This is a genomic window from Streptomyces sp. NBC_01471 (assembly GCF_041438865.1).
Lineage (GTDB): Bacteria > Actinomycetota > Actinomycetes > Streptomycetales > Streptomycetaceae > Streptomyces.
In genome coordinates this window covers 4,787,843-4,811,326 of record NZ_CP109450.1, presented here as the reverse complement: position 1 = coordinate 4,811,326, position 23,484 = coordinate 4,787,843, and the positions used below count along the sequence as shown (strand labels likewise).

The window sequence follows — 23,484 nt, the reverse complement described above, 5'->3', positions numbered from 1 at the left end:
GAGACTGTGCTGTGACCGGGATCAAGACGACCGGCGAGAAGAAGCTGATGCTCTTCTCCGGCCGCGCCCACCCCGAGCTGGCCGAGGAGGTCGCGTCCCAGCTGGGGGTCGACCTGGTGCCGACTAAGGCTTTCGACTTCGCGAACGGCGAGATCTACGTCCGCTTCCAGGAGTCGGCCCGCGGTGCGGACTGCTTCCTGATGCAGAGCCACACGGCTCCCATCAACCAGTGGATCATGGAACAGCTGATCATGATCGACGCTCTGAAGCGGGCCTCGGCCAGGAGCATCACCGTGATCGTGCCGTTCTACGGTTACGCGCGGCAGGACAAGAAGCACCGCGGCCGTGAGCCGATCTCGGCCCGTCTGATCGCGGACCTGATGAAGACGGCGGGTGCGGACCGCATCCTCACGGTCGATCTGCACACCGACCAGATCCAGGGCTTCTTCGACGGCCCGGTGGACCACCTCTTCGCGCTTCCGATACTCGCGGACTACGTGGGTGCCAAGGTGGACCGCTCGAAGCTGACCATCGTGTCGCCGGACGCGGGCCGGGTGCGGGTCGCGGACCGCTGGTGCGACCGGCTCGGTGCGCCGCTGGCGATCGTGCACAAGCGCCGTGACAAGGACGTCGCCAACCAGGTCACCGTCCACGAGGTCGTGGGTGAGGTGGAGGGCCGTGTCTGCGTCCTGGTCGACGACATGATCGACACGGGTGGCACGATCGTCGCCGCCGCGGACGCGCTGTTCGCGAACGGCGCCGAGGACGTCATCGTGACGGCGACGCACGGTGTGCTCTCGGGTCCGGCCGCGGACCGTCTGAAGAACTCCAAGGTGAGTGAGTTCGTCTTCACGAACACGCTGCCGGACCCGGACAACCTGGAGCTCGACAAGATCACGGTGCTGTCGATGGCACCGACGATCGCCCGCGCGGTGCGCGAGGTCTTCGAGGACGGCTCGGTCACCAGCCTCTTCGAGGAGCAGGCGTAGCAGCGGTCTGAAAGATCGATTTCTGGGACGGCCTCCCCGCCGGGTAGACTCACGGAGTTGCTCGGCGAGGGAGGCCGTACTCATGGGTACGGGACTCCGTTATCGACGCGCTCTTCGTAGCAGGCCGCGATACGTGGCCGGGTGACCCATCCGTTTTCGTCACCTCCGAGGAGTGCCACATGGCTGAGGTCAAGCTCACCGCTGAAGTCCGTACCGAGTTCGGCAAGGGCGCTGCCCGCCAGATCCGTCGCGAGAACAAGGTTCCGGCGGTCATTTACGGTCACGGCGCCGACACGGTGCACATCACCCTTCCGGGCCACGAGCTCATGATGGCGCTCAAGACCGCCAACGCGCTGCTCCGCCTGGACATCGAGGGCCGTACCGAGCTCGTCATCCCCAAGGCGATCCAGCGTGACGCCATCAAGCGCAACCTGACCCACGTCGACCTGCTCGCGGTCAAGCTGGGCGAGAAGGTCACGGTCGAGGTCTCGGTGCACGCCGAGGGCGACCTGGCGCCGGGCGCCAACCTGCTGGAGTACGTGCTGAACACCCTGACCGTCGAGGCCGAGGCCACGCACATCCCCGAGTCGGTGACGGTCTCCGTCGCGGGTATGGACGCTGGCGACTCGATCCTGGCGAAGGATGTTCCGCTGCCGTCCGGTACGACGCTCGCCATCGACGAGGAGGCCGTGGTCATCCAGGTCGTGGCCGCGCAGGCCGAGGAGCCGGCCGCGGACGCCGACGAGGCGACCGAGGGTGCCGAGGCCTGAGCCTCGCGCTGATTTCCGCCGGCTGGTCCGGCGGTCCGGGTCCTGTTGTCCCGGAGTGTGCCTGAATCCGCCGTCCGTGCCGCAAGGCGCGGGCGGCGGCTGGCTGTTCACCGGCTTTACCGGCTGCTCTCATGACGACGTGCGGCCGGACACGTAGAGGGAGACGTGCAGATGACGACGCCCGACCCGACCGCTCCCTGGCTCGTCGTGGGCCTCGGAAATCCCGGCCCGGACTATGCGGCCAACCGTCACAATGTGGGCTTCATGGTGGCCGATCTGCTCGCTGAGCGCATCGGGGGCCGGTTCAAGGCGCACAAGGCGCGTGCTCAGGTGGTGGAGGGCAGGCTGGGTCCGCCGGGGCCGGCGAACCGGCGGGTGGTGCTGGCCAAGCCGATGTCGTACATGAATCTCTCCGGCGGCCCGGTCACGGCGCTGCGTGATTTCTACAAGGTGGGGACGGCGAACATCGTCGCTGTCCATGACGAGCTGGACATCGATTACGGGACGCTGCGGCTGAAGCTGGGCGGCGGGGACAACGGTCACAACGGTCTGAAGTCGATGACCAGGTCGCTGGGTCCCGACTACCACAGGGTCCGGTTCGGTATCGGCCGTCCGCCGGGCCGGATGCAGGTCGCCGATTTCGTCCTGAAGGACTTCTCGTCGGCCGAGCGCAAGGAGCTCGGGTACTTGGTGGACCGGGCGGCGGATGCGGTGGAGGCACTGATCATCGAGGGTCTTGACCGGGCGCAGACCACGTACAACTCCTGATGCGGCTACCGGGCCGGCTCCTGGTGGGTTGACCCGGCGTGGTCCGATGGCCAAGGATCGCGCCCCATGAAGCGGAGTGGCGGCGTCCTGCTGTTCGTGTGCCGGGCAGCCATGGGCTGTGTGGCGGTGCTGATCGTGGTGGCCGGTTTCTGGTCGTCGTGGGGCACGGCGCAGCATGTGATTCTCGCGAAGGGCCGTGATCACGGGACTCTGACGGTGGCTTCGTGTGCGGGTGATACGTGTTCGGGGCCGTTCGTGCCGTCGGCTGGTTCGGCTGCGCACGGCGGGCTGGTCATCGACAGGTCGACGGCGGCGGAGAAGGGTGAGCGGCTGCCGGTGGTGGTCCGCCCGGGCAGTGACGAGGCGATCAGGACGGGCTGGGCGGGGGCGCTGCATGCCTGGGTGCCGCTGGGCGGTGCGCTGGTGCTGGCGGCGCTGGTGATCGGCGGCGGCCTGCGGCTGACGCGTACGGCGTGGGCGGTGGGGGTTGCGGGGGCGGGGCTGCTGGTGGCGGCGTTCGTCGCGCTGTGAGCACTCCCCGGGCCCGTCCGGCGGTTGCTGACCGGTTCCTCCGGGGCCGGTCCCCGGGGACCGGGGGGGCCCGGCACGACACGCGCGCCCGGGCCCCCCGACCGGAGGGTCACCCGGTGTTGCGCAGTCCTGCGGCGACTCCGTTGACGGTGAGCAGCAGGGCCCGTGCGAGTGTCGGGTCTGGTTCCTCGCCGCGTTCGGCCGCTGCGCGCTGGCGGGCGAGCAGGGAGACCTGGAGGTACGAGATGGGGTCCAGGTAGGCGTCGCGGATGCCGAAGGTCTGCTGGAGCGCCGGGTGCGAGTCGAGCAGCTTCTGGCCGCCGGTGATGCGCAGTACTTCCCGGACGGTGAGTTCGTGTTCGGCTTCGATGTCGGCGTAGACGTGCTTGAGTTCGTCGGGCACGAGGGTGTCGACGTAGTGCCTGGCGATCCGCAGGTCGGTCTTGGCGAGGGTCATCTCGACGTTGGAGATGAAGTTCTGGAAGAAGTGCCACTTTTCGTGCATTTCGTCCAGGACGGTGTCGAGTCCGGTTTCGCGCAGGGCCTTGAGGCCGGAGCCGACGCCGTACCAGCCGGGGACGATCTGCCGGGACTGGGTCCAGCCGAAGACCCAGGGGATGGCGCGGAGGCCGTCGAGCGAGACGCCCGAGCCGGGGCGGCGGGAGGGCCGGGAGCCGAGGTGCATGTCGGCGAGCTGGTCGACCGGCGTGGAGGCGAGGAAGTACGTCGGCAGGTCCGGGTCCTCGACCAGCTTGCGGTACGCGGCGTGCGCGGCGTCGGAGACGACGTCCATGGCCGCGTCCCAGCGGGCGAGTGCTTCGTCGGACTGGCGGGGTGCGGTGTGCAGGGCGGATGCCTGGAGGGTGGCGGCGACGGTCAGTTCGAGGTTCTCGCGGGCCAGGGACGGCACGAGGTACTTGTCGGAGATGACCTCGCCCTGTTCGGTGACCTTGATCTCGCCTTCGAGGGTGCCCCAGGGCTGGGCGAGGATCGCGTCGTGGGAGGGGCCGCCGCCGCGGCCTACGGTGCCGCCGCGGCCGTGGAAGAGGCGGAGCCGCACGCCGTAGCGGTGGGCGACGTCGCGCAGCCGGCGCTGGGCGCGGTGGATCTCCCACTGGCTGGTGGTGATGCCGCCGAACTTGGAGGAGTCGGAGTAGCCGAGCATGACTTCCTGGACGTCGCCGCGCAGGGAGACGAGGCGCCGGTAGGAGGGGTCGGCGAGCATCTCGTCGAGGATGACGTCGGCGGCGCGCAGTTCGTCGGTGGTTTCCAGGAGCGGCACGATGCCGATCTTGGCCCAGCCGCCGTGCAGGTCGAGGAGTCCGGCTTCGCGGGCGAGTACGGCGGCGGCGAAGACGTCGTCGGCGCCCTGGCACATCGAGATGATGTAGGACTCGATGACTTCGGGGCCGAAGCGTTCGAAGGCCTGCTTGATGGTGTGGAAGACGTCGAGGGTCTTCTCGCCTGCCGCGTCGAGCGGGGCGGGGCTGGGGGCCAGCGGGCGCCGCGACCTGAGCTCCTTGGCGAGGAGCTTCTGCCGGTATTCGCGGGGCATGTCGGCGTAGCGCCAGGACTCCTCACCGAGCCGGTCGAAGAGCTGGCCGAGGGCGTGGTGGTGGGCGTCGGCGTGTTCGCGTACGTCCATGGTGGCGAGCTGGAGGCCGAACGCGGCGAGGGTGCGGATGGTGCGGTCCATCCGGCCGTCGGCGAAGAGTCCGCCGCGGTGGTCGCGGAGCGATGCCTGGATGAGCGTGAGGTCGCTGAGCAGTTCGGAGGTGCCGAGGTAGTCGCGGCCGACGCGGTGCGGGGTGCCCTTGGCGAGGCGTTCGCGGGTGTTGACGAGCTTCTGCCGGATGCAGGTGGCCTTGAGCCGGTAGGGCTCTTCGGAGTTGAGGCGCTTGTAGCGGGGGCTGATCTCGGGGAGGCGTTCCAGGTCGAGCTGGAGGGAGTCCAGGAGTTCCTGGGTGGCGCCGGTGTAGCGGATGGAGTTGGAGAGCAGGCCGCGCAGGTAGTCGATGAGGTCGATGGCGTCGGTGATGCCGTGTTCGTGCTGGAGGATCAGCACGTCCCAGGTGACGGCGGGGGTGACGTTGGGGTTGCCGTCGCGGTCGCCGCCGATCCAGGTGCCGAAGCTCAGGGGGCGGGTGCCGGCGGGCAGTTCGACGCCGACGCGGTCCAGTTCGGCCGCGAGATCTTCGAGGACGTCGCCGACGGCTCCGGCGTGGAGTTCGTCGAGGTAGTAGATGGCGTTGCGCGCTTCGTCCGCGGGTTCGGGCCGTACGACGCGCAGTTCGTCCGTCTGCCAGATGAGGTCGATGCTCTCGGCGAGCCGCAGGTCGTGCCTGCGGCGGTCGGCCTCGATGACGGGGGTCTCCAGGAGCTCGGCGATGCGCCGGAGCTTGTTGAGTACGGAGCGCCGTGCGGCTTCGGTGGGGTGCGCGGTGAAGACGGGCCGTACGTTGAGGTTGCGTACGGTCTCGCGCAGGTGGTCCGGGTCGGCGTCCTTGAGCCGGTCGGCGGTGCGGGCGAGGAGCCCGCCCTCGGCGGCCCGTACGGCGCGCATCTCGCGGCCGCGGTGCACCTGCTCGGTGACGTTCGCGAGGTGGAAGTAGGTGGAGAAGGCGCGCACCAGCTTGGCTGCGGTCTCCAGGCCGGTGTCTCCGAGCAGCTCGGCGGCTGCTTCGCCGTCCTCGCGGGTGAGGGCGCGGACACGCTCGACGAGTTCGAGGAGTTCGGGGCCCTCCTGGCGTACGAGGGTCTCGCCCAGCAGATCACCGAGACGGCGGATATCGGCGCGCAGCTCGGGGCTGGCGGTCGGGGTGGTGGGGGTCAGGTCGGCACTGCTCACAGGTGCGGCTCCTTGCAGTGTTGGCACGACTGGCGAAGGGGTCTGGGTGTCAGTCCCAGAAGTCACAGAACGGACCGCGCTGTCCGACGACACGGACCAAGGATAGGTGTCCGCCTCGCCGGGGCGTCCACAGCCCTCTTGCCGCGAGGCTGCTCGCTGACATACTTACGAGGCCGTAGGTTACGGAACCGTAGCCGGGCATCAGCCGCATTCCTCACCCCACGGGGGACGTCCCTTATGACCATTGGTCCCGATCTGATCGATGACGCCCAGACCCCGACAGGACCTGCCATCCCCTCCGCGACGCTGGGCGGGGACAGCAAAGGCTCCGTCGAGCAGTTCGGTCTGCTGCTCTTCATCATCGTGCCGTTTCTCGCTCTGGTCGCGGCGGTGCCGCTGGCCTGGAGCTGGGGCGGTGTGAGCTGGCTCGATCTGGGTCTGCTCGTGGTGATGTATTACGTCGGGTGCCACGGCATCACGATCGGTTTCCACCGGTATTTCACGCATGGCGCTTTCAAGGCGAAGCGTCCGCTGCGCATCGTGCTGGCCATGATGGGCTCGCTGGCGGTCGAGGGGCCGCTGGTGCGCTGGGTGGCCGATCACCGCAGGCACCACAAGTTCTCCGACGCGGAGGGCGACCCGCACTCGCCCTGGCGGTACGGCGAGACCTTCCCGGCCCTGCTCAAGGGGTTGTGGTGGGCGCACATGGCCTGGATGTTCGACGAGGAGCAGACTCCGCAGCACAAGTACGCCCCGGATCTGATCAAGGACCCGGCGCTCCGCTGGATCTCGCGGAACTTCATCTACTGGACAGCTGTGTCGCTGGCGATTCCGCCGCTGGTGGGCGGTCTGGCCACGATGTCGTGGTGGGGCGCTTTCACGGCGTTCTTCTGGGGCTCGCTGGTCCGGGTGGCGCTGCTCCACCACGTCACCTGGTCGATCAACTCGATCTGCCACGCGGTGGGCAGGCGGCCGTTCAAGTCGCGTGACCGCTCGGGCAATGTGTGGTGGCTCGCGATCCTGTCCTGCGGGGAGTCCTGGCACAACCTGCACCACGCGGACCCGACGTCGGCCCGGCACGGTGTCCTGCGGGGCCAGCTGGACTCCAGCGCGCGTCTGATCCGCTGGTTCGAGCAGCTGGGCTGGGCACACGACGTGCGCTGGCCGTCCGCTTCCCGGATCGATGACCGGCGCAAGAGCGAGCTCACAGAAACGGCATGATGACAAACGTGGCGATCGAAGGCAGCAGTACCAGCGGTGGCAAGAACCGCCCGCCCGCGGCCCGGCGTGCGCGCCGGGTCCGTATGACCGGGAAGGAACGCCGCGAGCAGCTGCTGGACATCGGCCGCACCCTCTTCGCCGAGAAGGGGTTCGAGGGCACGTCGGTGGAGGAGATCGCGGCGAAGGCCGGGGTCTCCAAGCCGGTGGTGTACGAGCACTTCGGCGGCAAGGAGGGCCTGTACGCGGTGGTGGTCGACCGGGAGATGCGTCAGCTGCTGGACCTGGTGACGGGTTCTCTGACGGCCGGCCACCCGCGTGAGCTGTGTGAGCAGGCGGCTTTCGCGCTGCTGGATTACATCGAGGAGTACACGGACGGTTTCCGCATCCTGGTGCGGGACTCACCGGTGGCCCAGTCGACGGGTACGTTCGCGTCGCTGATCAGCGATATCGCCACCCAGGTGGAAGACATCCTGGGGATGGAGTTCAAGGCGCGCGGCTTCGACCAGAAGCTGGCGCCGCTGTACGCGCAGGCGCTGGTCGGCATGGTGGCGCTGACGGGCCAGTGGTGGCTGGACGTCCGCAAGCCCCCGAAGGCGGAGGTGGCGGCGCATCTGGTGAACCTGGCGTGGCACGGCCTGGACGGCCTGGAGCCGAAGCCACGACTCATAGGGCACCGGAAGGGCTGACGCCCGCACGCTCCCGGACACCTGTGCAAGCGGCGTTGCCGGCCGGTCGACGGCCGGCTCCGCGTTCATGCCCGGTTCGGCCGGTCATCGCCGGCTGGCCTGGTGTCACTCGTTGTGATGACGCTTCGGTATTCCGGCCGCTACCGTGAGGGGGCAGGCCGAGAATCCCCGTATGGGAGGAATCATGACCGCCGAGCCGATCGCCGGATCAAGCTGCCGCTGGCCGGTGCCGCCGCAGGACGGCTACACCGTGGATGACCTGTTCACGCTGCCTGATCTCCCGCCGCACACAGAGCTGATCGACGGGAGCCTGGTTTTCGTGAGTCCCCAGCGGGATTTCCACAGCACGATGATCGACCTGCTGATGACTGGGCTGCGCCGCACCGCACCGCCGGAGCTGAAAGCCCGGCGCGAGATGACCGTGGTGCTGGACCCGCGCAACGGTCCCGAGCCCGACATCTCCATCGTCCGCGCCGAAGCGGTGACGGGCCTTGACCAGACCCGGTTCCAGGCGGCCGATGTGCTGCTCGCCGTCGAGGTCGTCTCTCCGGACTCCGAGTCGCGCGACCGTGACACCAAGCCGCACAAGTACGCGGCCGCCGGTATCCCGTACTTCTGGCTCGTCGAGATGGCCGGCGCCAACCAGCACCCCGTCGTGCGGGTCTACGAACTCGACCCGCTGTCCAAGACGTACGGCCTGTCCGGCATCCACCACGACCAGCTCAAGGTGAGCGTCCCGTACGACATCGACATCGACATCACGCTGGACGCGCTCACGTTTCTCTGACCGGCTCCAGGAACTCGATCCGGTTTCCGGCCGGGTCCCAGGAGTAGAAGCGGCGGTGGCCGGGCAGGTCGGCGTCCCAGGTCACCTTCGCGCCGTGGGACTCCAGCCGCCGCGCGTACGCCTCGATGCCGGTGACGCGCAGGGCCGGGTGGGCCTTCGCCGAGGGGCGGTGGCCCTCTTCCATGCCGAGGTGCAGCTGGACCGGGCCCGACTGGAACCAGCAGCCTCCCCGGGCGGCGAGCGCCGGGGGCTTGGGGATCTCCGTCATACCGAGCACTCCCGTGTAGTACGCGCGCAGCTCGTCCTCGGTGCCGGGCGGGGCGGCGAGCTGGACGTGGTCGAAAGCGGCGAGCATCACTTCTCCCTGCGGGCCACGGCGAAGATGCGGCGGAACGGGAAGACCGTGCCGTGCGGGCCCGGCGGGTACGCCTCGCGGAGCAGGTCGCGGTATTCGGCGAGGAAGGCGGCTGTGGCCTCCTCGTCGTCGGCGAGCGCGGTGAGGACCGGGCGCAGGGCGGTGCCCTTGACCCAGTCGAGGACGGGGTCCTCGCCGGTGAGGAGCTGGAGGTAGGTGGTCTCCCAGACATGCGTGGTGCAGCCGAGGTCCGTGAGGCGGGAGAGGTATGCGGCGGGTTCCAGGACGGCTCCGGTGCGGTCGCCGGTGCCGGAGAGCCGGGACTTCCAGCGCGGGGATTCGCGGAGTGCGGCGAGAAGGGTGTGGCTGGGCGCGGTGAAGTTGCCGGGCACCTGGAAGGCGAAGGTACCGCCGGGGGCGAGGGCGTCCAGCCAGGCGGGGAAGCGGTCCGCGTGGCCGGGGACCCACTGGAGCAGGGCGTTGGAGACGAGCAGGTCGTACGGCTCGGCGGGGGTCCAGGTGGCGGCGTCGGCGTGGGCGAAGTCCAGCCGGGGGCCCGCGTACCGCCGGGCCTGCTCCAGCATCTGCGGGGAGTTGTCGAAGCCGGTGATGCGGGCGTGCGGCCAGCGTCCGGCGAGCAGGGCCGTGACGTTCCCGGCGCCGCAGCCGAGGTCGGCGATGGTGGCCGGGGTGCCGGAGATACGGCTGATGAGGTCGCGGAAGGGGCGGGTGCGGTGGTCCGCGTGGCGCAGGTACTGCTGCGGATCCCAGGTGGGTGCGGTCATGGAGTCAGCATTCCCCGGAAAATCTCTCGATGTCAAGATAGTCGTCACCAAGATAGTTGATGCCAAGAGACTTCATGTCGACAGACCCTCTACACTGATCCACATGGAGGATGAGGTCGACCGGCTGGTCGCTGCATGGCGCCGAGAGCGCCCCGACCTCGACGTGGAACCACTTGAGGTCCTGAGCCGGGTGTCCAGGCTGGCGCGCCATCTCGACCGCGCCCGCCGGATCGCGTTCTCCGAGCACAGTCTGGAGCCGTGGGAGTTCGACGTCCTGACGTCGCTGCGCCGCGCGGGCGACCCGTACCAGCTCTCCCCCGGGCAGTTGCTCACCCAGACCCTGGTCACGTCGGGCACCATGACCAACCGCATCGACCGGCTCGCCACCAAGGGGCTCGTCGAGCGGCTGCCCGACCCCAGCGACCGGCGCGGGGTGCTGGTCCGGCTGACCGACGAGGGGCGCGACCGGGCCGACCAGGCGCTGGCCGGGCTGCTCGCCCAGGAGCGCGCCCTGCTGGCCGAGCTCTCCCGTACGCAGCGGGGTGAACTGGCCAGCCTGCTACGCCAGTTGACCGCCCCGTTCGACAACATCCCCTAAGGGCCTCAGCTCCGCCGGACCGACACCCGCGCGTCTCGCCAGGGCGACCGCGGCCAGCGTGGAGTGGACGCCGAGCTTGCCCAGCACGTTCTGCATGTGCGTACGGACGGTGTGCGGGGAGAGGAAGAGGCGCTCCGCCACCGCCTTGCGCCCCAGGCCCGCGACCATGCACCGCAGCACCTCGCGCTCCCTGGGTGTCAGGGCCTCGACCAGCAGCTCGCCCTCGGAGCGGTTCCGGTGGGCCGTGGTCAGCTCCCGCAGGACGCCGGTGAGCAGGGCGGGCGGCAGATGCGTCTCGTCCCGCAGGACGCCCCGGACCACCGCGAGCAGGCGTTGCAGCGAACAGTCCTTGGCGACCCACCCCGACGCCCCGGTCCGCAGGGCCAGCGCGGCCCGGCGCGGGTCGTCCCGCGCCGCGAGGACGACGGTCCGGAGCCCGGGCCGGGCCGCGCGCACCGCGGCCGCCAGCGAGATGCCGTCCACCGGGGCGCTCTCCTCGTCGCCGGGGGCGGCGGCCGGGCGGGCGCCCCACCCCGCGGCGACACCGAGGTCGGCGTCGACGAGGAGCACGCCGAACGCGCGCCCCTCCGCGGCGGCCCGGTCCAGGCAGCGCAGCGCGGCCGGTGCGCTGCCCGCGGCCTTGACCTCCACGTCGGGTTCGGCGGCGAGGGCCGCGGCGAGCGACTCGGCGAAGATGCGGTGGTCGTCGACGACAAGAACACGGATATGACCCACAGGAACCCCCCACGCCCGCGCACCGGCCCCCACCGGTGGCTCTGATTCAGCGTACGGGCGTACAAGGGGCTCGTCCGGTGATTGCGGAACACCGCTCAGCCGGTGCCGGGCGTCCCGGAGGGCTCCCCCGGGACTCCCCGCACGGCTCTCAGGCCAGGCGGCGTGCCCCCGCCGAGGCCGTGGCCGTGAAGATCCGCGGCGCCGTGTGCCCGGCCACGGCGAAGGCCTCCGTCACGGCCTTGGACACCGCCTCCGCGTGCACCTCCTCGACCAGCACGATCGCCGATCCGCCGAACCCGCCGCCGGTCATCCGCGCACCCAGCGCGCCACCCGCGTTCGCCGAGGCCACCACGAGGTCCAGCTCGTCGCAGGAGACCAGCAGGTCGTCACGGAGCGAGGCGTGGCCGTCGGTGAGGATCGGCCCGACACCGCGTACGTCGCCCGCGTCGAGCAGCGCGACCGTCCGTGCCACCCGGTCGTTGTCGGAGACGACGTGGCGGACGTAGCCGCGCACCGTCGGGTCGGTGAGCTGCGCCAGCGCGTCGGGCAGTTGCCCGTACGGCACGTCGCGCAGCGCGCGGACGCCGAGGATCCGGGCGCCCTCCTCGCAGCCCGCGCGCCGCTCGGCGTACGCGCCGTCGCCCAGGGCGTGCTTGACCCTGGTGTCCACGACGAGCAGCCGCAGCCCCTGGGCGGCCAGGTCGAAGGGGACCTGCCGTATCGAGTGGTCCCGGCAGTCGAGGTGCAGCGCGTGGCCTTCGGCGCAGCAGGCCGACGCCGTCTGGTCCATGACGCCGCAGGGCACCCCGACGAACGCGTTCTCGGCGCGCTGCGCGATCAGCGCCAACTGGTTGCAGTCCAGGCCCAGTTCGAACAGGTCGTTGAGGGCGAGCGCGGTGACGACCTCCAGGGCGGCGGACGAGGAGAGTCCGGCACCCGTGGGGACCGTGGAGCTGAGGTGGATGTCGGCGCCGGTCACCGGATGGCCCGCCTCGCGCAGCGCCCAGACGACGCCCGCCGGGTAGGCCGCCCAGCTGGTGTTGGCGAGCGGTTCGAGCTCGTCGGTGCGGAGCTGGACGACGCCGCCCTCGATGTCCGCCGAGTACAGCCGCAGGACGCCGTCGGTGCGCCGGGAGACCTGGGCGACGGCGGTGTGCGGCAGGGCGAGCGGCATGACGAAGCCGTCGTTGAAGTCGGTGTACTCACCGATGAGATTGACCCGGCCCGGTGCGGCCCAGGTGCCCTCGGGGGCCCGGCCGTACAGCTCCTCGAAGCTCATTCCTCAGCAACTCCCCTGTGTGGGTCCGGCAGCGTCCTGGATGTTCTGCGCGAAGGCCCAGGCGTCGGAGACGATCCCGGCCAGATCGGAGCGCGAGGGGGTCCAGCCGAGCCGCTCGCGTGCGGTGTCGGCGGAGGCGACGAGCACGGCCGGGTCGCCCGCGCGGCGCCCCGCGGCCTGCTCGGGGACCGGGTGGCCGGTTACCTTGCGTACGGTCTCGATGACCTCGCGGACCGAGAACCCGCTGCCGTTGCCGAGGTTGCAGATCAGGTGCTCGCCGGACGCGGCGGCGTCCAGGGCGAGCAGGTGCGCGTCGGCGAGGTCCGCGACATGGATGTAGTCGCGGACGCAGGTGCCGTCCGGGGTGGGGTAGTCGTCGCCGTACACCGAGATGGCGTCCCGGCGGCCCTGCGCGACCTGGAGGACCAGCGGGATGAGGTGCGACTCGGGGTCGTGGCGCTCGCCGTACGTCTTGTAGGCACCCGCGACGTTGAAGTAACGGAGGCTGGCCGCGGCCAGTCCGTGCGCCGCGCACTCGCCGCTGATCATGTGGTCGACGGCCAGCTTGGTGGCGCCGTACGGGTTGGTCGGCGCGGTGGGGGCGCTCTCCCTGATCGGTACGGTCTCCGGCTCGCCGTAGGTCGCGGCCGTGGAGGAGAACACCAGCGTGCGGACGCCGGCGGAGCGCATCGCGGCGAGCAGCGCGGTGGTGCCGCCGACGTTGTTCAGCCAGTACTTCTCGGGGTTGACGACCGACTCGCCGACCTGGGAGGACGCGGCGAAGTGCAGTACCCCGTCGTACGAGGGATCGAGCCACCGGGCGGCGTCCTGGATGCGGCCCTCGATGAACGCGGCGCCCTCGGGGACGGACGCCCGGAAGCCGGTCGAGAGGTCGTCGAGCACGGTCACCTCGTGACCGGCCTCCAGGAGGTGGGCGGCGACGACACTGCCGACGTATCCCGCGCCACCGGTGACCAGATACTTCTTGCTCACTTGCTCGCTACCTCTCGCAGTCGCTCGGCCGCGGTCTCCGGCGGCACGTCGTTCACGAAGACGTTCATGCCCGACTCGGAACCCGCGAGGAACTTCAGCTTGCCCGAAGTGCGGCGAATGGTGAAAAGCTCAAGATGCAGGGCGAACTCGTCCCGGTTGATGCCGTATCCCTCCAGCTCGCCGAAGGGTGCCTGGTGGATGGCGGAGATGTACGGGGTCGGGGGCTCGCCCGCCCCTTCCTTCCCGCCGTCCGGCCCGTCGAAGATCCGGTCGAAGCGCCTCAACAGTTCCAGATACATCTGTGGGAACTGTGTGCGCGCCTCGTCGCCGAGGAAACGCAGGTCGGGCACGCGCTGCTTCGGGTAGAGGTGCACTTCGTACGGCCAGTGCGCGGCGTACGGGACGAACGCGACCCAGTGCGCGCCCTCCAGCACCACCCGGGAGCCGTCGGCCACTTCGCGTGCGACCGTCTCGTCGAAGAGGTTCCGGCCGCCGCTGCTCTCCTGGAACGCGTCGGCGGAGCGCAGCATCAGCGCGGTGCGCGGGGTGATGAAGGGGTAGCCGTAGATCTGGCCGTGCGGGTGGCCGAGGGTCACGCCGATCTCGGCGCCGCGGTTCTCGAAGCAGAACACCTGCTTGACCGAAGGGAGTTCGGCCAGCTCCGCGGTCCTGTCGGTCCATGCCTCCAGGACCAGGGCGGCCTGGTCGGGGGTGAGGTCGGCGAACGAGGCGTCGTGGTCGGAGGTGAAGCAGACGACCTCGCAGCGGCCGGAGTCACCGGCGAGGGAGGGGAAGCGGTTCTCGAAGACGGCGACGTCGTAGCCCGAGTCCGGGATTTCGCTGAGCCGTCCGTCCCGTGAGGGGCAGAGCGGGCACTCGTCGGCCGGCGGGTGGTACGTGCGCTCCTGGCGGTGCGAGGAGATGGCGACCGCGTCGCCGAGCAGTGGGTCGGTGCGGATCTCGGACGCGGTGGCGACGGGGCCGAGAGGGCGCCGGTCCACGGCGTCGCGGACCATGTCGTCCCGGCCGTCGTAGTAGAGCAGCTCACGACCGTCGGCGAGACGGGTCGATGTCTTCTTCACGCTGGCGCTCCTCGCCCACTGCTACCGGTCACATACCCATCAAACAGAACCGCACACAACAAACCACAAGTCAACAGAACAGTCAATGGAGAAGCAGCAAGCGCTTTCATCAGGACATACCAACCAGCCCGATCACAATCAAACAAAGAACACCAGGCATGTGTTCAATTTTTGAACACCTGAGCGTAGGTTCCACAGCGGAAAAGTTCTGGCAACGAAGCGAGTACTCATGCAATACCTGGCTGCCGGACTCCGGCTCCCCACGAACGGGCTCGACTACACCATTCTGGCGATCTACTTCATCGTGGTTCTGGGCATCGGGTTCGCTGCCAGAGCGAGCGTGAAGACGAGCCTCGACTTCTTTCTCTCCGGCCGTTCACTGCCGGCCTGGGTCACCGGCCTGGCGTTCGTCGCCGCCAACCTCGGCGCCACCGAGATCCTGGGCATGGCGGCGACCGGCGCGCAGTACGGTGTGGCCGTCGTCCACTGGTACTGGGTCGGCGCCATCCCCGCCATGGTCTTCCTCGGCCTGGTGATGATGCCCTTCTACTACAAGTCGAAGGTGCGCTCCGTACCGGAGTTCCTGCTGCACCGCTTCGACAAGTCGGCGCACCTGCTGAGCTCCATACTCTTCGCCTTCTCGGCGGTCCTGATCGCGGGCGTGAACCTCTACGCCCTGTCGATCGTCGTGGAGGCGCTCCTCGGCTGGCCGCAGTGGGTCGCGATCGTCGTCGCGGGCCTCTTCGTCCTCGTATACATCACCATCGGCGGCCTCTCGTCGGCGATCTACAACGAAGTGCTGCAGTTCTTCGTCATCCTGGCCGCGCTGATCCCGCTCACCATCCTCGGCCTCAAGCGGGTCGGCGGCTGGGACGGCCTGTCCAACACCCTGACCAAGAGCCACGGCCATGACTTCATGACCGCCTGGGGCGGTACCTCGATCGGCCACGCGAACCCGCTCGGCGCGAACTGGCTGACGATCATCCTGGGCCTGGGCTTCGTGCTCTCCTTCGGCTACTGGACGACGAACTTCGCCGAGGTGCAGCGCGCGCTCTCCGCGAAGAACCTCTCGGCCGCCCAGCGCACCCCGCTGATCGCCGCCTTCCCGAAGATGTTCATCGTCTTCCTCGTGATGATCCCCGGCCTGGTCGCCGCCGTCATCGCCCCGAAGATCGGCACGCCCGGCTCGGACCTCACGTACAACGACGCGATCCCGCTGCTGATGCAGGAGCTGCTGCCCAACGGTGTGCTCGGCATCGCGGTGACCGGCCTGCTGGCCGCCTTCATGGCCGGTATGGCCGCCAACGTCTCCTCGTTCAACACCGTCTTCACGACGGACATCTGGGCGCGGTACGTGAAGAAGGACAAGCCCGACGCGTACTACCTGCGCTTCGGCCGGCTGATCACGGCGATCGGCGTGCTGGCCTCCATCGGCACCGCCTTCATCGCCGCCAGCTTCTCCAACATCATGAGCTACCTCCAGACGCTCTTCTCCTTCTTCAACGTCCCGCTGTTCGTGGTCTTCATCATCGGTATGTTCTGGAAGCGCGCCTCGATGAAGTCCGGTGTGTGGGGTCTGCTCGCCGGAACCAGCGCCGCGATGATCAACTACTTCTGGATCTACAAGCAGGGCATCATCGACATCCCGACCGACCAGGGCGCCAACTTCGTCTCGGCGATCGTCGGCTTCGTCGCGGGCGCGGTCGTCATGGTCCTCGTCACGCTCTTCACCGCGCCCAAGCCGGAGACCGAACTGGCCGGTCTCGTCTACGGAACGGAGTCGCCGGACGCCCCGGAGGCACCGGCCGAGGGCGACGACGCGTGGTACCGCAGGCCGGCCCTGCTCGGCTGGGGCGCGATCGTCCTCGCGGCCCTGTGCTACCTGCCCTACTCGCTCTGATCGGAGGCACCCACCATGTCTGAACTGCAGAACGAAGTCTCCGAACTGGAGCAGAAGTCCGCGACGGCGGCCCGCCTCTTCGACATCCGGCGCATCATCGGCGGACTGTTCGTGGTCTACGGGATCATCGTGACGATCGCCGGGATCACCGCGTCCGACGCGGATCTGAAGAAGGCCCAGGGGGTCAACATCAACCTCTGGACCGGGCTCGCGATGCTCGTCCTCGGCCTGTTCTTCCTGGTGTGGCTGTGGCTGCGCCCGGTGGCACCGCCCACGCCGGAGGACACCCCGGCCGAAGGGAAGACGCCGTAACGGACAGCTCAGCGACGGCCGTCCGAGGGGCCGGACTTCACACCGTGGAGGCCGGCCCCTCCGGCGTGCCGGGGCCGGCCGGCCGCGCCCGTACCGCCGCGTGGTCGAGCAGCCCGGTGCGCGCCGCCAGCGCCGCCGCCTCCAGCCGGGAGCCGACCTCCAGCTTCACCAGGACCCGCTGCACATGCGTACGCGCGGTGCTCGGCGCGATCCGCATCCCGGCCGCGATCAGCCGGGTGTCCTCGCCCTCCGCGACCCGGACCAGCACCTCGACCTCGCGCGGGGTGAGCAGGCCCAGCAGCCGCTGCCCCTCGTCGTCCGGCTGCGCCACCGGGTTGAGCAGCTCGGTGAAGACGGCCCGCAGCAGCTGCGGCGCGACCGCGGTCTCCCCCGCGCACGCCTGTGCCATGGCCCGCTCGACCCCCTCGATGCGTTCGTCGTGGCGTACGTAACCGGAGGCGCCCGCAGCGAACGCGGCTGCTATACCGGGCGAGTTGGGCACCGGCCCGAGCACCACCACGGACACCTGCGGCCGTTCCTTCTTGATGCGCGCGACCGGGTCGAAGACCCCGGGCTCGGCGGGCGCGGCCGTCCCGAACAGGCAGACGTCGGGCGCCCGGCTCACCACGAGGTCGGCCGCGCCCCCGGTGGGCGCGGCCGCGGCGAGTACCCGGTGCCCGCGGAGTCTCAGCGCCGAGGCGAGCGCCTCGGCGAGCAGTCGGTGGTCGTCGACCACCATGAGCCGCACGCCCATGGAGCAGTCCCCCTGTTCCCCACGCCGGGAGCGCTCCCGGGACCGGCTTTCCTGCCCCGGCAAGTTACACGCTTGTCCGGCGCCGCGCGCCCCGGACGGCCATAGTAGGAGGCCCCGTTGGGGCCGGCGGGTGCCCGGCGCACGCCGATGGGGGCGCCGCCATCGGGTGGCGCCCCCATCGGGTGTCCGGGAAGAGCCCGGATCCGCGGTCAGCCCGTGCCGAACGCCATGGCCAGGTAGTGCTTCTCCGAGTCGGAGGTGTACTGGCTGAGTGTGTCGTCGGCCAGATACAGCCGGCCGCCGGTGAACCGGATCTCGGCGCTGTCGGGCAGGAAGCTGGACTCGGCCCCGCGGACCGACTCGTCGCCCGGGTTGTTCATCAGCAGTGTCTGCTTGAGGGTGGAGCCGTTGACCGAGACGACCTGGCCGCCCTTGTTGTACGGGCCCGTCTTGTACGCGATGACGTTGGAGCCGTCCATCCGTACGGGATAGGCCGTGTAGCCCGGACCCGCGTCGGCACGGCCCGGGACCGGCTTGCCGGTGCCCAGGTCGAACGCGACGATCTCGTTGGTCTGGCCGGCCGCGTCACCGACACCGTCGTGCTGCTCCGTCGGGACGTACAGCCGGCCGTCGCCGGCGACCACGTTGGTGCACTGCTCGACCTCGGTGCTGGCGCACTTGCCGCCGTACTTGTCCGCTTCGGCCGGGATCCGGGCGCGCAGCTTGCCGGACTTCGCGTCGACGGAGAAGTAGTCCGAGATGCCGCCGCCCGCGGTGTCGCCGACGTCGGCGGCCACGACCAGCGGGTCGGCGGAGACGATGTGGGCGTAATCGACACCCGACGGCATCTTGAACGTGGAGAGCGGCGCGCCCGTCTTCGGGTTCAGGTTCTGAACGCTGATCTGCGGGCTGCTGTAGTCGCCGCACTTGCGGACGGCGACCAGGGCCGTGGCTCCGCCGGCGTATCCGGCGTCCTCGCACTGGTCGGTGCTGACCTTGGGCGACCAGCGCAGCTCGCCCTTCTCCAGGCCCCACGCGGCGCCGCCGCTGGTGCTGCCGGTGGCGACGGTGTCGCCGCCCAGGGTGACTTCGTCGACGCTGACCTTGCGGTCGCCGTCCTTGTACGACTTCTGCCAGAGCAGCTTGCCGCTGTCGAGGTCGAGCGCGGCGACCTCCGAGCAGCCCCAGAACGGCTTGGCCTTCGTCGGCACCTTCGGCTGGAAGGCGATGGCCGTCTTGTCGTCCTTGCTGACGTGGCTCGTCGCGGCGCAGAGCGGGCCCGGCAGCGGAAGCTTCCAGACCTGGGTGCCCTTGACCGCGTCGTAGCCGTAGACCGCGTCGACGCCGGACTTCACATACAGCTTGTCGGTGGCCCAGGACCCGTTGACGCCGGTGACGTCCTTGACCTTCGGGGCCGGCATCTGGAAGAGGACCTTGGAGTTGGTGTCGGCCGGCACCTTCTCCTTGCCGCCGGCGCCCGCTGTGCCGGAGCCGTTCTTGCCGCCGCCGCCCGTGGGGCCCGCGCTCGACACGTTGGGCTCCTTGTCGCCCTTGCTGGACGAGTAGACGAAGCCCGCACCCACGATCAGCACGATGGCGACGACCGCGGAGGTGATGATCTTCGCGTTGATGCCGAACTTCGCGCCACCGGTGCCGCCGCCCACGAGGCCGCCGTGCTGCGGCTGCATGGGCACCGTCGGGTACTGGTTCGCCGGGTACGGGTGCGCCGGTACGCCGGGCTGTTGCTGCTGGGGGAAGCCGTACGCGGGGCCGCCCGGCGGCGGCTGCTGCGGATAGCCGTAGCCGGGCTGGTCCGACTGCTGCGGATTCGGATAGCCGTACACCGCGCCCTGCGCGGGCCCGGCCTGCGGCTGACCCGGCGGGGTCTGCGGCGGACCGGCGGGCGGCGGGGTCTGCGGTGCCGGCGGGGTCTGCGGTGCCCGGGAAGGCATCTGCGGCGGGACCGGCGGGGTGGTGCCGGGCGGGGTGTTCGCGGGCGGATTGTTCCCGGGCGGGGCCGGGGCCGGGGCCGGGGCTGGGGCCGGAGCACCGTACCCGCCTGCCGGGGACTCCTTGGACGCGCCGAACCCTCCCTGCGGTGGTCCGTTGGGCGGCTGCGGTGGTCCGTTGGGCGGCTGTGGCGGCTGATTCATCGTTCTGCCTTCGAGGAGGGGGAGTTGAGGATCCGGGGACAGCTCACTTGCCGAAGACCAGCATCGTCTTCTCGGTGGTGTCGCCCCTCTTTCCCCTGACCTGGCCCGACATCAGGAAGAACCGGCCGTCCTGATAGGCGACCAGCTTCGAGTAGAAGGAGTTCTCGATGCTGGACGTCGACTGCGGGTTCTGGAGGACCACACTCGCCTTGCCGCCCGTCGACGGAATGCTGACGACCGCGCCACCGCCGTCGTACGAGGGCTCCTTGTACGCGATGAGGTTGGGGCCGTCCATCCGCAGCGGCAGCATCGTACGGTCGCTGCCCGCGGGCGCCCGCCACTTCTCCTTGCCGGTGTTCAGGTCGAACGCGACCACGTCGTTCGCGCCGCTCTTCACCTCGGTCGGCAGATACAGCGTGTTGGCGTCGGCCGCCGTGCCGACACAGCCCTGGAGGTCACGGTCGATGATCGACAGACCGCACTCGGGCTGGAAGCTGTCCTTCGTGGTCAGCTGGGAGCGCCGGGTTCCGTCGTGCTTGAGGACGGAGATGTTCCAGGACTTCTTCTTCTCGTTGGTCGAGTAGATGACCAGCGGGTCGAGCGAGTAGACCTTCTTGACCTGCCAGCCCGCGGGGAGCGGGAACGTCCACCTGGACTTGCCGGTCGACGGGTCGAGCTCCTGCATCTGCTCGGACGCGTCCGGCTGGTTGTTCTTGGTGCACGACTCGACCGCGATCAGCTTGGCGCCGCCCGCGAACGCGTCCGGCTGGCACGCGCCTGCCATCCGCCCGAAGATCTTGTGCCCGTCGCTGACCGAGAAGGCGCTGGAGGGCCCCATCCGGCTGGCGGTCACGGTGTCGCCCGCGATCGTCAGCTCCAGGGAGCTCATGATGTCGAAGCTGCCCTCCTGCGGGATTTCCTTCTTCCAGCCGCCCTTGCCCGTCTTCAGATCGATGGCCTGCATCTGGTTGCAGTCGGCCTTGTCGGTGTCGTTGCTCTTGTACGCGATGACGATCTTGCTGTCGGGAGTGGTCTGGCGGGGCGCCGCGCAGATCGTGTGCGGTACCGGCACGCTCCACTTCTCCTTGCCGTCGTTCACCCCGTACGCGGTGACCGTCTTGTACATGGCGCGCACGACGACATCGCCGGAGAACCACATGCCGTAGTTCTGGGCGCCGTCCCGCGGCAGCGCGACCTTGTTGGTCTGCAGCCACAGGACCTTGTCCTCACCCGCCTTGCGGCCGGAGTTGAGGTTGTCGTCGCCCGCGCGCCCGTCACCGCTGCCGTCGTCCTGGTCGGCACTGGCGGAGGCCAGCGGATCGCCGTCCGTGTTCTTGCTGTCGCTCGCGACCGGCTTCTCGCGGCCGCCGTCACCGCTGTTGACGGCGAAGAAGACCCCGCCACCGATGACGAGCAGCGCCGCGACGGCCGCGCCGATGATGATGCCCGGCTTGCCCTTGAAGGGGTTCTTGCCCCCGCCCTGCGGCGGGACCGGTGCGCCCGGGTACTGCTGCTGCGGGTAGCCGTAGGGGCCCTGCTGCTGGCCGTACGGTCCCTGCGGCTGCTGCCCGTACGGACCGGGCTGCTGCGGATACCCGTAGGGGCCGGGCTGCGGCTGCTGCGGGGCCTGTTGCGGGTATCCGTACCCGGGCTGCGGCCCGGACGGCGGTCCCTGCGGCGGTCCCTGCGGCGGCTGGGCGGGTGCGGACGGCTGCCCCGGCGGTGTCTGGGGCGGCGGCGGCATCTGCGGCGGCCGGGCGGGCGGCGGCGGGGCGCCGAAGCCACCCGGCGGAGGGTCCTGCGGAGCGCCGAAACCGCCCTTCGGCGGCTGCTGGTCGGGCGGCTGAGTCATCAGCACATACCTCTTTACGCGGGGTCCGCTGCCCGACCGGCCTCCCCCGCAATTCCGGCAGCCATAAGCGCCGGAAAGGAGCGAATCGGGTGTGGATCCCACACATCAACGTCAGTCGAGCGGGAGTTCTTTGTATCACCCGGAGAACATGGCGAGAGGGCCCGGTCCGCCCCTGTGCCCAAGGGAGAACCGGGCTGTGATGCCGCCGTTATGGATGTCCCGCCACCGGACTACGCGTCCTCGGCGAGCTCCAGCCAGCGCAGTTCCAACTCTTCGCGCTGACCGGCCAGTTCCCGCAGCTCGGCGTCCAGTTCGGCCACTTTTCCGAAGTCTGTGGCGTTCTCGGTGATTTGCGTGTGCAGCTTGCTCTCCCGGTCGGAGAACTTGTCCAGCTGCCGCTCGATCTTCTGGAGCTCCTTCTTCGCGGCGCGGCCGTCCTTGGCGGACACCGCACCGGGGACCTCCTTGGCCACGGCCTGCACGGCGGCCGGGGTCTGCGCGTCGATCACCTTCCGGCGGCGCTCCAGGTACTCGTCGACACCGCGCGGCAGCATCCGCAGGCTCGCGTCGCCGAGCAGCGCGAAGACGCGGTCCGTGGTGCGCTCGATGAAGAACCGGTCGTGCGAGATCACGATCATCGACCCGGGCCAGCCGTCGAGGAGGTCCTCCAGCTGGGTCAGGGTCTCGATGTCCAGGTCGTTCGTCGGTTCGTCGAGGAACAGCACGTTGGGCTCGTCCATCAGCAGCCGCAGGATCTGCAGGCGCCGCCGCTCACCGCCGGACAGGTCGCCGACCGGCGTCCACTGCTTCTCCTTGGAGAAACCGAACTGCTCGCAGAGCTGGCCCGCGGTCATCTCGCGGCCCTTGCCGAGGTCGACCCGGTCCCGTACCTGCTGCACCGCTTCGAGGACCCGCAGGGTGGGCTTGAGTTCGGCCACCTCCTGCGAGAGGTAGGCGAGCTTGACGGTCTTGCCGACGACGACCTTGCCCGCGGCGGGCTGGGCGTCGCCCTGCGTACGGGCCGCCTCGGCCAGCGCGCGCAGCAGCGAGGTCTTGCCCGCGCCGTTCACCCCGACCAGGCCGATCCGGTCGCCGGGGCCGAGCTGCCAGGTCAGGTGCTGCATCAGCAGCTTGTCCCCGGCGCGGACGGTGACGTCCTCCAGCTCGAAGACGGTCTTGCCGAGCCGCGCGTTGGCGAACTTCATCAGCTCGGAGGTGTCGCGCGGCGGCGGCACGTCGGCGATGAGCTCGTTGGCGGCCTCGATGCGGTAACGCGGCTTGGACGTACGGGCGGGGGCGCCGCGCCGCAGCCAGGCCAGCTCCTTGCGCATCAGGTTCTGCCGCTTGGACTCCTCGGTGGCCGCGATGCGTTCGCGCTCGGCCCGCGCGAAGACGTAGTCGCTGTAGCCGCCCTCGTACTCGTGGACGGCGCCGCGCTGGACGTCCCACATCCGGGTGCACACCTGGTCGAGGAACCAGCGGTCGTGGGTGACGACGACGAGCGCGGAGCGGCGGGCGCGGAGGTGGCCGGCGAGCCAGGAGATGCCCTCGACGTCGAGGTGGTTGGTGGGCTCGTCGAGCACGATCAGGTCCTGCTCGGCGATGAGCAGCTTCGCCAGGGCGATCCGGCGGCGCTCACCGCCGGAGAGCGGGGCGATGACGGTGTCCAGGCCCTGGGCGAACCCGGGGAGGTCGAGCCCGCCGAAGAGCCCGGTCAGCACGTCCCTGATCTTGGCGTTGCCCGCCCACTCGTGGTCGGCCAGGTCTCCGATGACCTCGTGCCGGACGGTGGCCTGCGGGTCGAGGGAGTCGTGCTGGGTGAGGACGCCGCTGCGCAGGCCGCCGTTGTGGGTGACCCGCCCGGTGTCGGGCTCCTCCAGCCGGGCGAGCATCCGGATGAGGGTCGTCTTGCCGTCTCCGTTGCGGCCGACGACGCCGATACGGTCTCCCTCGGAGACGCCGAGTGAGACACCGTCCAGCAGGGCACGGGTGCCGTAGACCTTGCTGACGGCCTCGACATTGACGAGGTTGACGGCCATTGACGCTCCAGAGACGGGGGTGATCGATCTCCAGCGTACTGGCCCTG

General features: G+C 69.7%; 21 protein-coding genes. 10 read left to right on the top strand and 11 right to left on the bottom strand.

Going from position 1 to position 23,484, the window contains the following annotated elements:
* The first annotated feature begins 11 nt into the window (after window positions 1-11).
* From OG285_RS21545 to OG285_RS21530, 4 genes are all read left to right on the top strand, one after another.
* Window positions 12-989: a ribose-phosphate diphosphokinase gene (locus tag OG285_RS21545; RefSeq protein WP_356834139.1), complete on the top strand. Its 978-nt coding sequence runs from the start codon at window positions 12-14 to the stop codon at window positions 987-989.
* Between the two features lie 179 nt (window positions 990-1,168).
* A complete protein-coding gene (locus OG285_RS21540; protein ID WP_356834137.1) occupies window positions 1,169-1,759 on the top strand; it encodes a 50S ribosomal protein L25/general stress protein Ctc in 591 nt (196 codons plus the stop codon).
* 171 nt (window positions 1,760-1,930) lie between these two features.
* Window positions 1,931-2,527 carry an aminoacyl-tRNA hydrolase gene (gene pth / locus OG285_RS21535; RefSeq protein ID WP_356834135.1) on the top strand — a complete coding sequence of 199 codons (597 nt, stop codon included), beginning with the start codon at window positions 1,931-1,933 and terminating at the stop codon, window positions 2,525-2,527.
* A 66-nt stretch (window positions 2,528-2,593) separates the two neighbouring features.
* Window positions 2,594-3,058, top strand: coding sequence for a hypothetical protein (locus OG285_RS21530; protein WP_356834133.1), 465 nt, complete (start codon window positions 2,594-2,596; stop codon window positions 3,056-3,058).
* A 109-nt stretch (window positions 3,059-3,167) separates the two neighbouring features.
* On the opposite strand, the gene ppc is transcribed toward OG285_RS21530, so the two are convergent.
* On the bottom strand, window positions 3,168-5,906 hold the full coding sequence (gene ppc, locus OG285_RS21525; protein WP_371791937.1) for a phosphoenolpyruvate carboxylase: 2,739 nt from the start codon (window positions 5,904-5,906) through the stop codon (window positions 3,168-3,170).
* A gap of 237 nt (window positions 5,907-6,143) precedes the next feature.
* Between ppc and OG285_RS21520 the strand changes: the two genes are divergently transcribed.
* The 3 genes from OG285_RS21520 (at window position 6,144) to OG285_RS21510 (ending at window position 8,600) form a co-directional block, all read left to right on the top strand.
* Entirely contained in the window at window positions 6,144-7,127 is a 984-nt protein-coding gene (locus tag OG285_RS21520; protein ID WP_356834128.1) for a fatty acid desaturase, read from the top strand.
* Complete coding sequence (locus tag OG285_RS21515) at window positions 7,127-7,813, top strand: TetR family transcriptional regulator (protein WP_371793579.1); 687 nt, start codon at window positions 7,127-7,129, stop codon at window positions 7,811-7,813. The genes OG285_RS21520 and OG285_RS21515 overlap by 1 nt, the downstream gene beginning before the upstream one ends.
* Window positions 7,814-7,997: 184 nt before the next feature.
* Window positions 7,998-8,600 (top strand): Uma2 family endonuclease, encoded by a 603-nt coding sequence (locus OG285_RS21510; RefSeq protein ID WP_356834124.1) that lies wholly within the window; start codon window positions 7,998-8,000, stop codon window positions 8,598-8,600.
* Here the strand turns inward: OG285_RS21510 and OG285_RS21505 are convergent.
* Together OG285_RS21505 and OG285_RS21500 are read right to left on the bottom strand one after the other, a co-directional pair.
* Window positions 8,587-8,955, bottom strand: coding sequence for a VOC family protein (locus tag OG285_RS21505; RefSeq protein WP_356834122.1), 369 nt, complete (start codon window positions 8,953-8,955; stop codon window positions 8,587-8,589). The two genes, OG285_RS21510 and OG285_RS21505, sit on opposite strands and share 14 nt — an antisense overlap.
* Entirely contained in the window at window positions 8,955-9,740 is a 786-nt protein-coding gene (locus tag OG285_RS21500) for a trans-aconitate 2-methyltransferase (protein ID WP_371791936.1), read from the bottom strand. The genes OG285_RS21505 and OG285_RS21500 overlap by 1 nt, the downstream gene beginning before the upstream one ends.
* Before the next feature lie 103 nt (window positions 9,741-9,843).
* Here OG285_RS21500 and OG285_RS21495 point away from each other — a divergent pair, with 103 nt between their 5' ends.
* On the top strand, window positions 9,844-10,338 hold the full coding sequence (locus tag OG285_RS21495; RefSeq protein ID WP_371791935.1) for a MarR family winged helix-turn-helix transcriptional regulator: 495 nt from the start codon (window positions 9,844-9,846) through the stop codon (window positions 10,336-10,338).
* Here the strand turns inward: OG285_RS21495 and OG285_RS21490 are convergent.
* The 4 genes from OG285_RS21490 to galT form a co-directional block, all read right to left on the bottom strand.
* On the bottom strand, window positions 10,300-11,073 hold the full coding sequence (locus tag OG285_RS21490) for a response regulator transcription factor (protein WP_356834118.1): 774 nt from the start codon (window positions 11,071-11,073) through the stop codon (window positions 10,300-10,302). The genes OG285_RS21495 and OG285_RS21490 overlap by 39 nt on opposite strands.
* 148 nt (window positions 11,074-11,221) lie before the next feature.
* Window positions 11,222-12,352: a galactokinase gene (gene galK, locus OG285_RS21485; protein WP_356834116.1), complete on the bottom strand. Its 1,131-nt coding sequence runs from the start codon at window positions 12,350-12,352 to the stop codon at window positions 11,222-11,224.
* Between the two features lie 3 nt (window positions 12,353-12,355).
* Window positions 12,356-13,345 carry a UDP-glucose 4-epimerase GalE gene (gene galE / locus OG285_RS21480; RefSeq protein ID WP_356834114.1) on the bottom strand — a complete coding sequence of 330 codons (990 nt, stop codon included), beginning with the start codon at window positions 13,343-13,345 and terminating at the stop codon, window positions 12,356-12,358.
* Window positions 13,342-14,427 (bottom strand): galactose-1-phosphate uridylyltransferase, encoded by a 1,086-nt coding sequence (gene galT / locus OG285_RS21475; RefSeq protein ID WP_371791934.1) that lies wholly within the window; start codon window positions 14,425-14,427, stop codon window positions 13,342-13,344. Before galT ends, galE begins: the two co-directional genes overlap by 4 nt.
* Before the next feature lie 229 nt (window positions 14,428-14,656).
* Here galT and OG285_RS21470 point away from each other — a divergent pair, with 229 nt between their 5' ends.
* Entirely contained in the window at window positions 14,657-16,327 is a 1,671-nt protein-coding gene (locus OG285_RS21470) for a sodium:solute symporter family protein (RefSeq protein WP_356834110.1), read from the top strand.
* A gap of 15 nt (window positions 16,328-16,342) precedes the next feature.
* The gene (locus tag OG285_RS21465; protein WP_356834108.1) at window positions 16,343-16,639 is read left to right on the top strand and encodes a hypothetical protein; all 297 of its coding nucleotides are present in this window, start codon (window positions 16,343-16,345) and stop codon (window positions 16,637-16,639) included.
* 37 nt (window positions 16,640-16,676) lie between these two features.
* Here the strand turns inward: OG285_RS21465 and OG285_RS21460 are convergent, their stop codons facing one another.
* From OG285_RS21460 to OG285_RS21445, 4 genes are all read right to left on the bottom strand, one after another.
* Window positions 16,677-17,393 (bottom strand): response regulator transcription factor, encoded by a 717-nt coding sequence (locus OG285_RS21460; protein ID WP_356834106.1) that lies wholly within the window; start codon window positions 17,391-17,393, stop codon window positions 16,677-16,679.
* Between the two features lie 209 nt (window positions 17,394-17,602).
* Window positions 17,603-19,546, bottom strand: a complete 1,944-nt coding sequence (locus OG285_RS21455; RefSeq protein WP_356834104.1) for a PQQ-binding-like beta-propeller repeat protein — start codon at window positions 19,544-19,546, stop codon at window positions 17,603-17,605.
* Window positions 19,547-19,589: 43 nt separating this feature from the next.
* Window positions 19,590-21,398 carry a PQQ-binding-like beta-propeller repeat protein gene (locus tag OG285_RS21450; RefSeq protein ID WP_371791933.1) on the bottom strand — a complete coding sequence of 603 codons (1,809 nt, stop codon included), beginning with the start codon at window positions 21,396-21,398 and terminating at the stop codon, window positions 19,590-19,592.
* 230 nt (window positions 21,399-21,628) lie between these two features.
* Window positions 21,629-23,437, bottom strand: coding sequence for an ABC-F family ATP-binding cassette domain-containing protein (locus OG285_RS21445; RefSeq protein ID WP_356834100.1), 1,809 nt, complete (start codon window positions 23,435-23,437; stop codon window positions 21,629-21,631).
* Window positions 23,438-23,484: the final 47 nt, after the last annotated feature.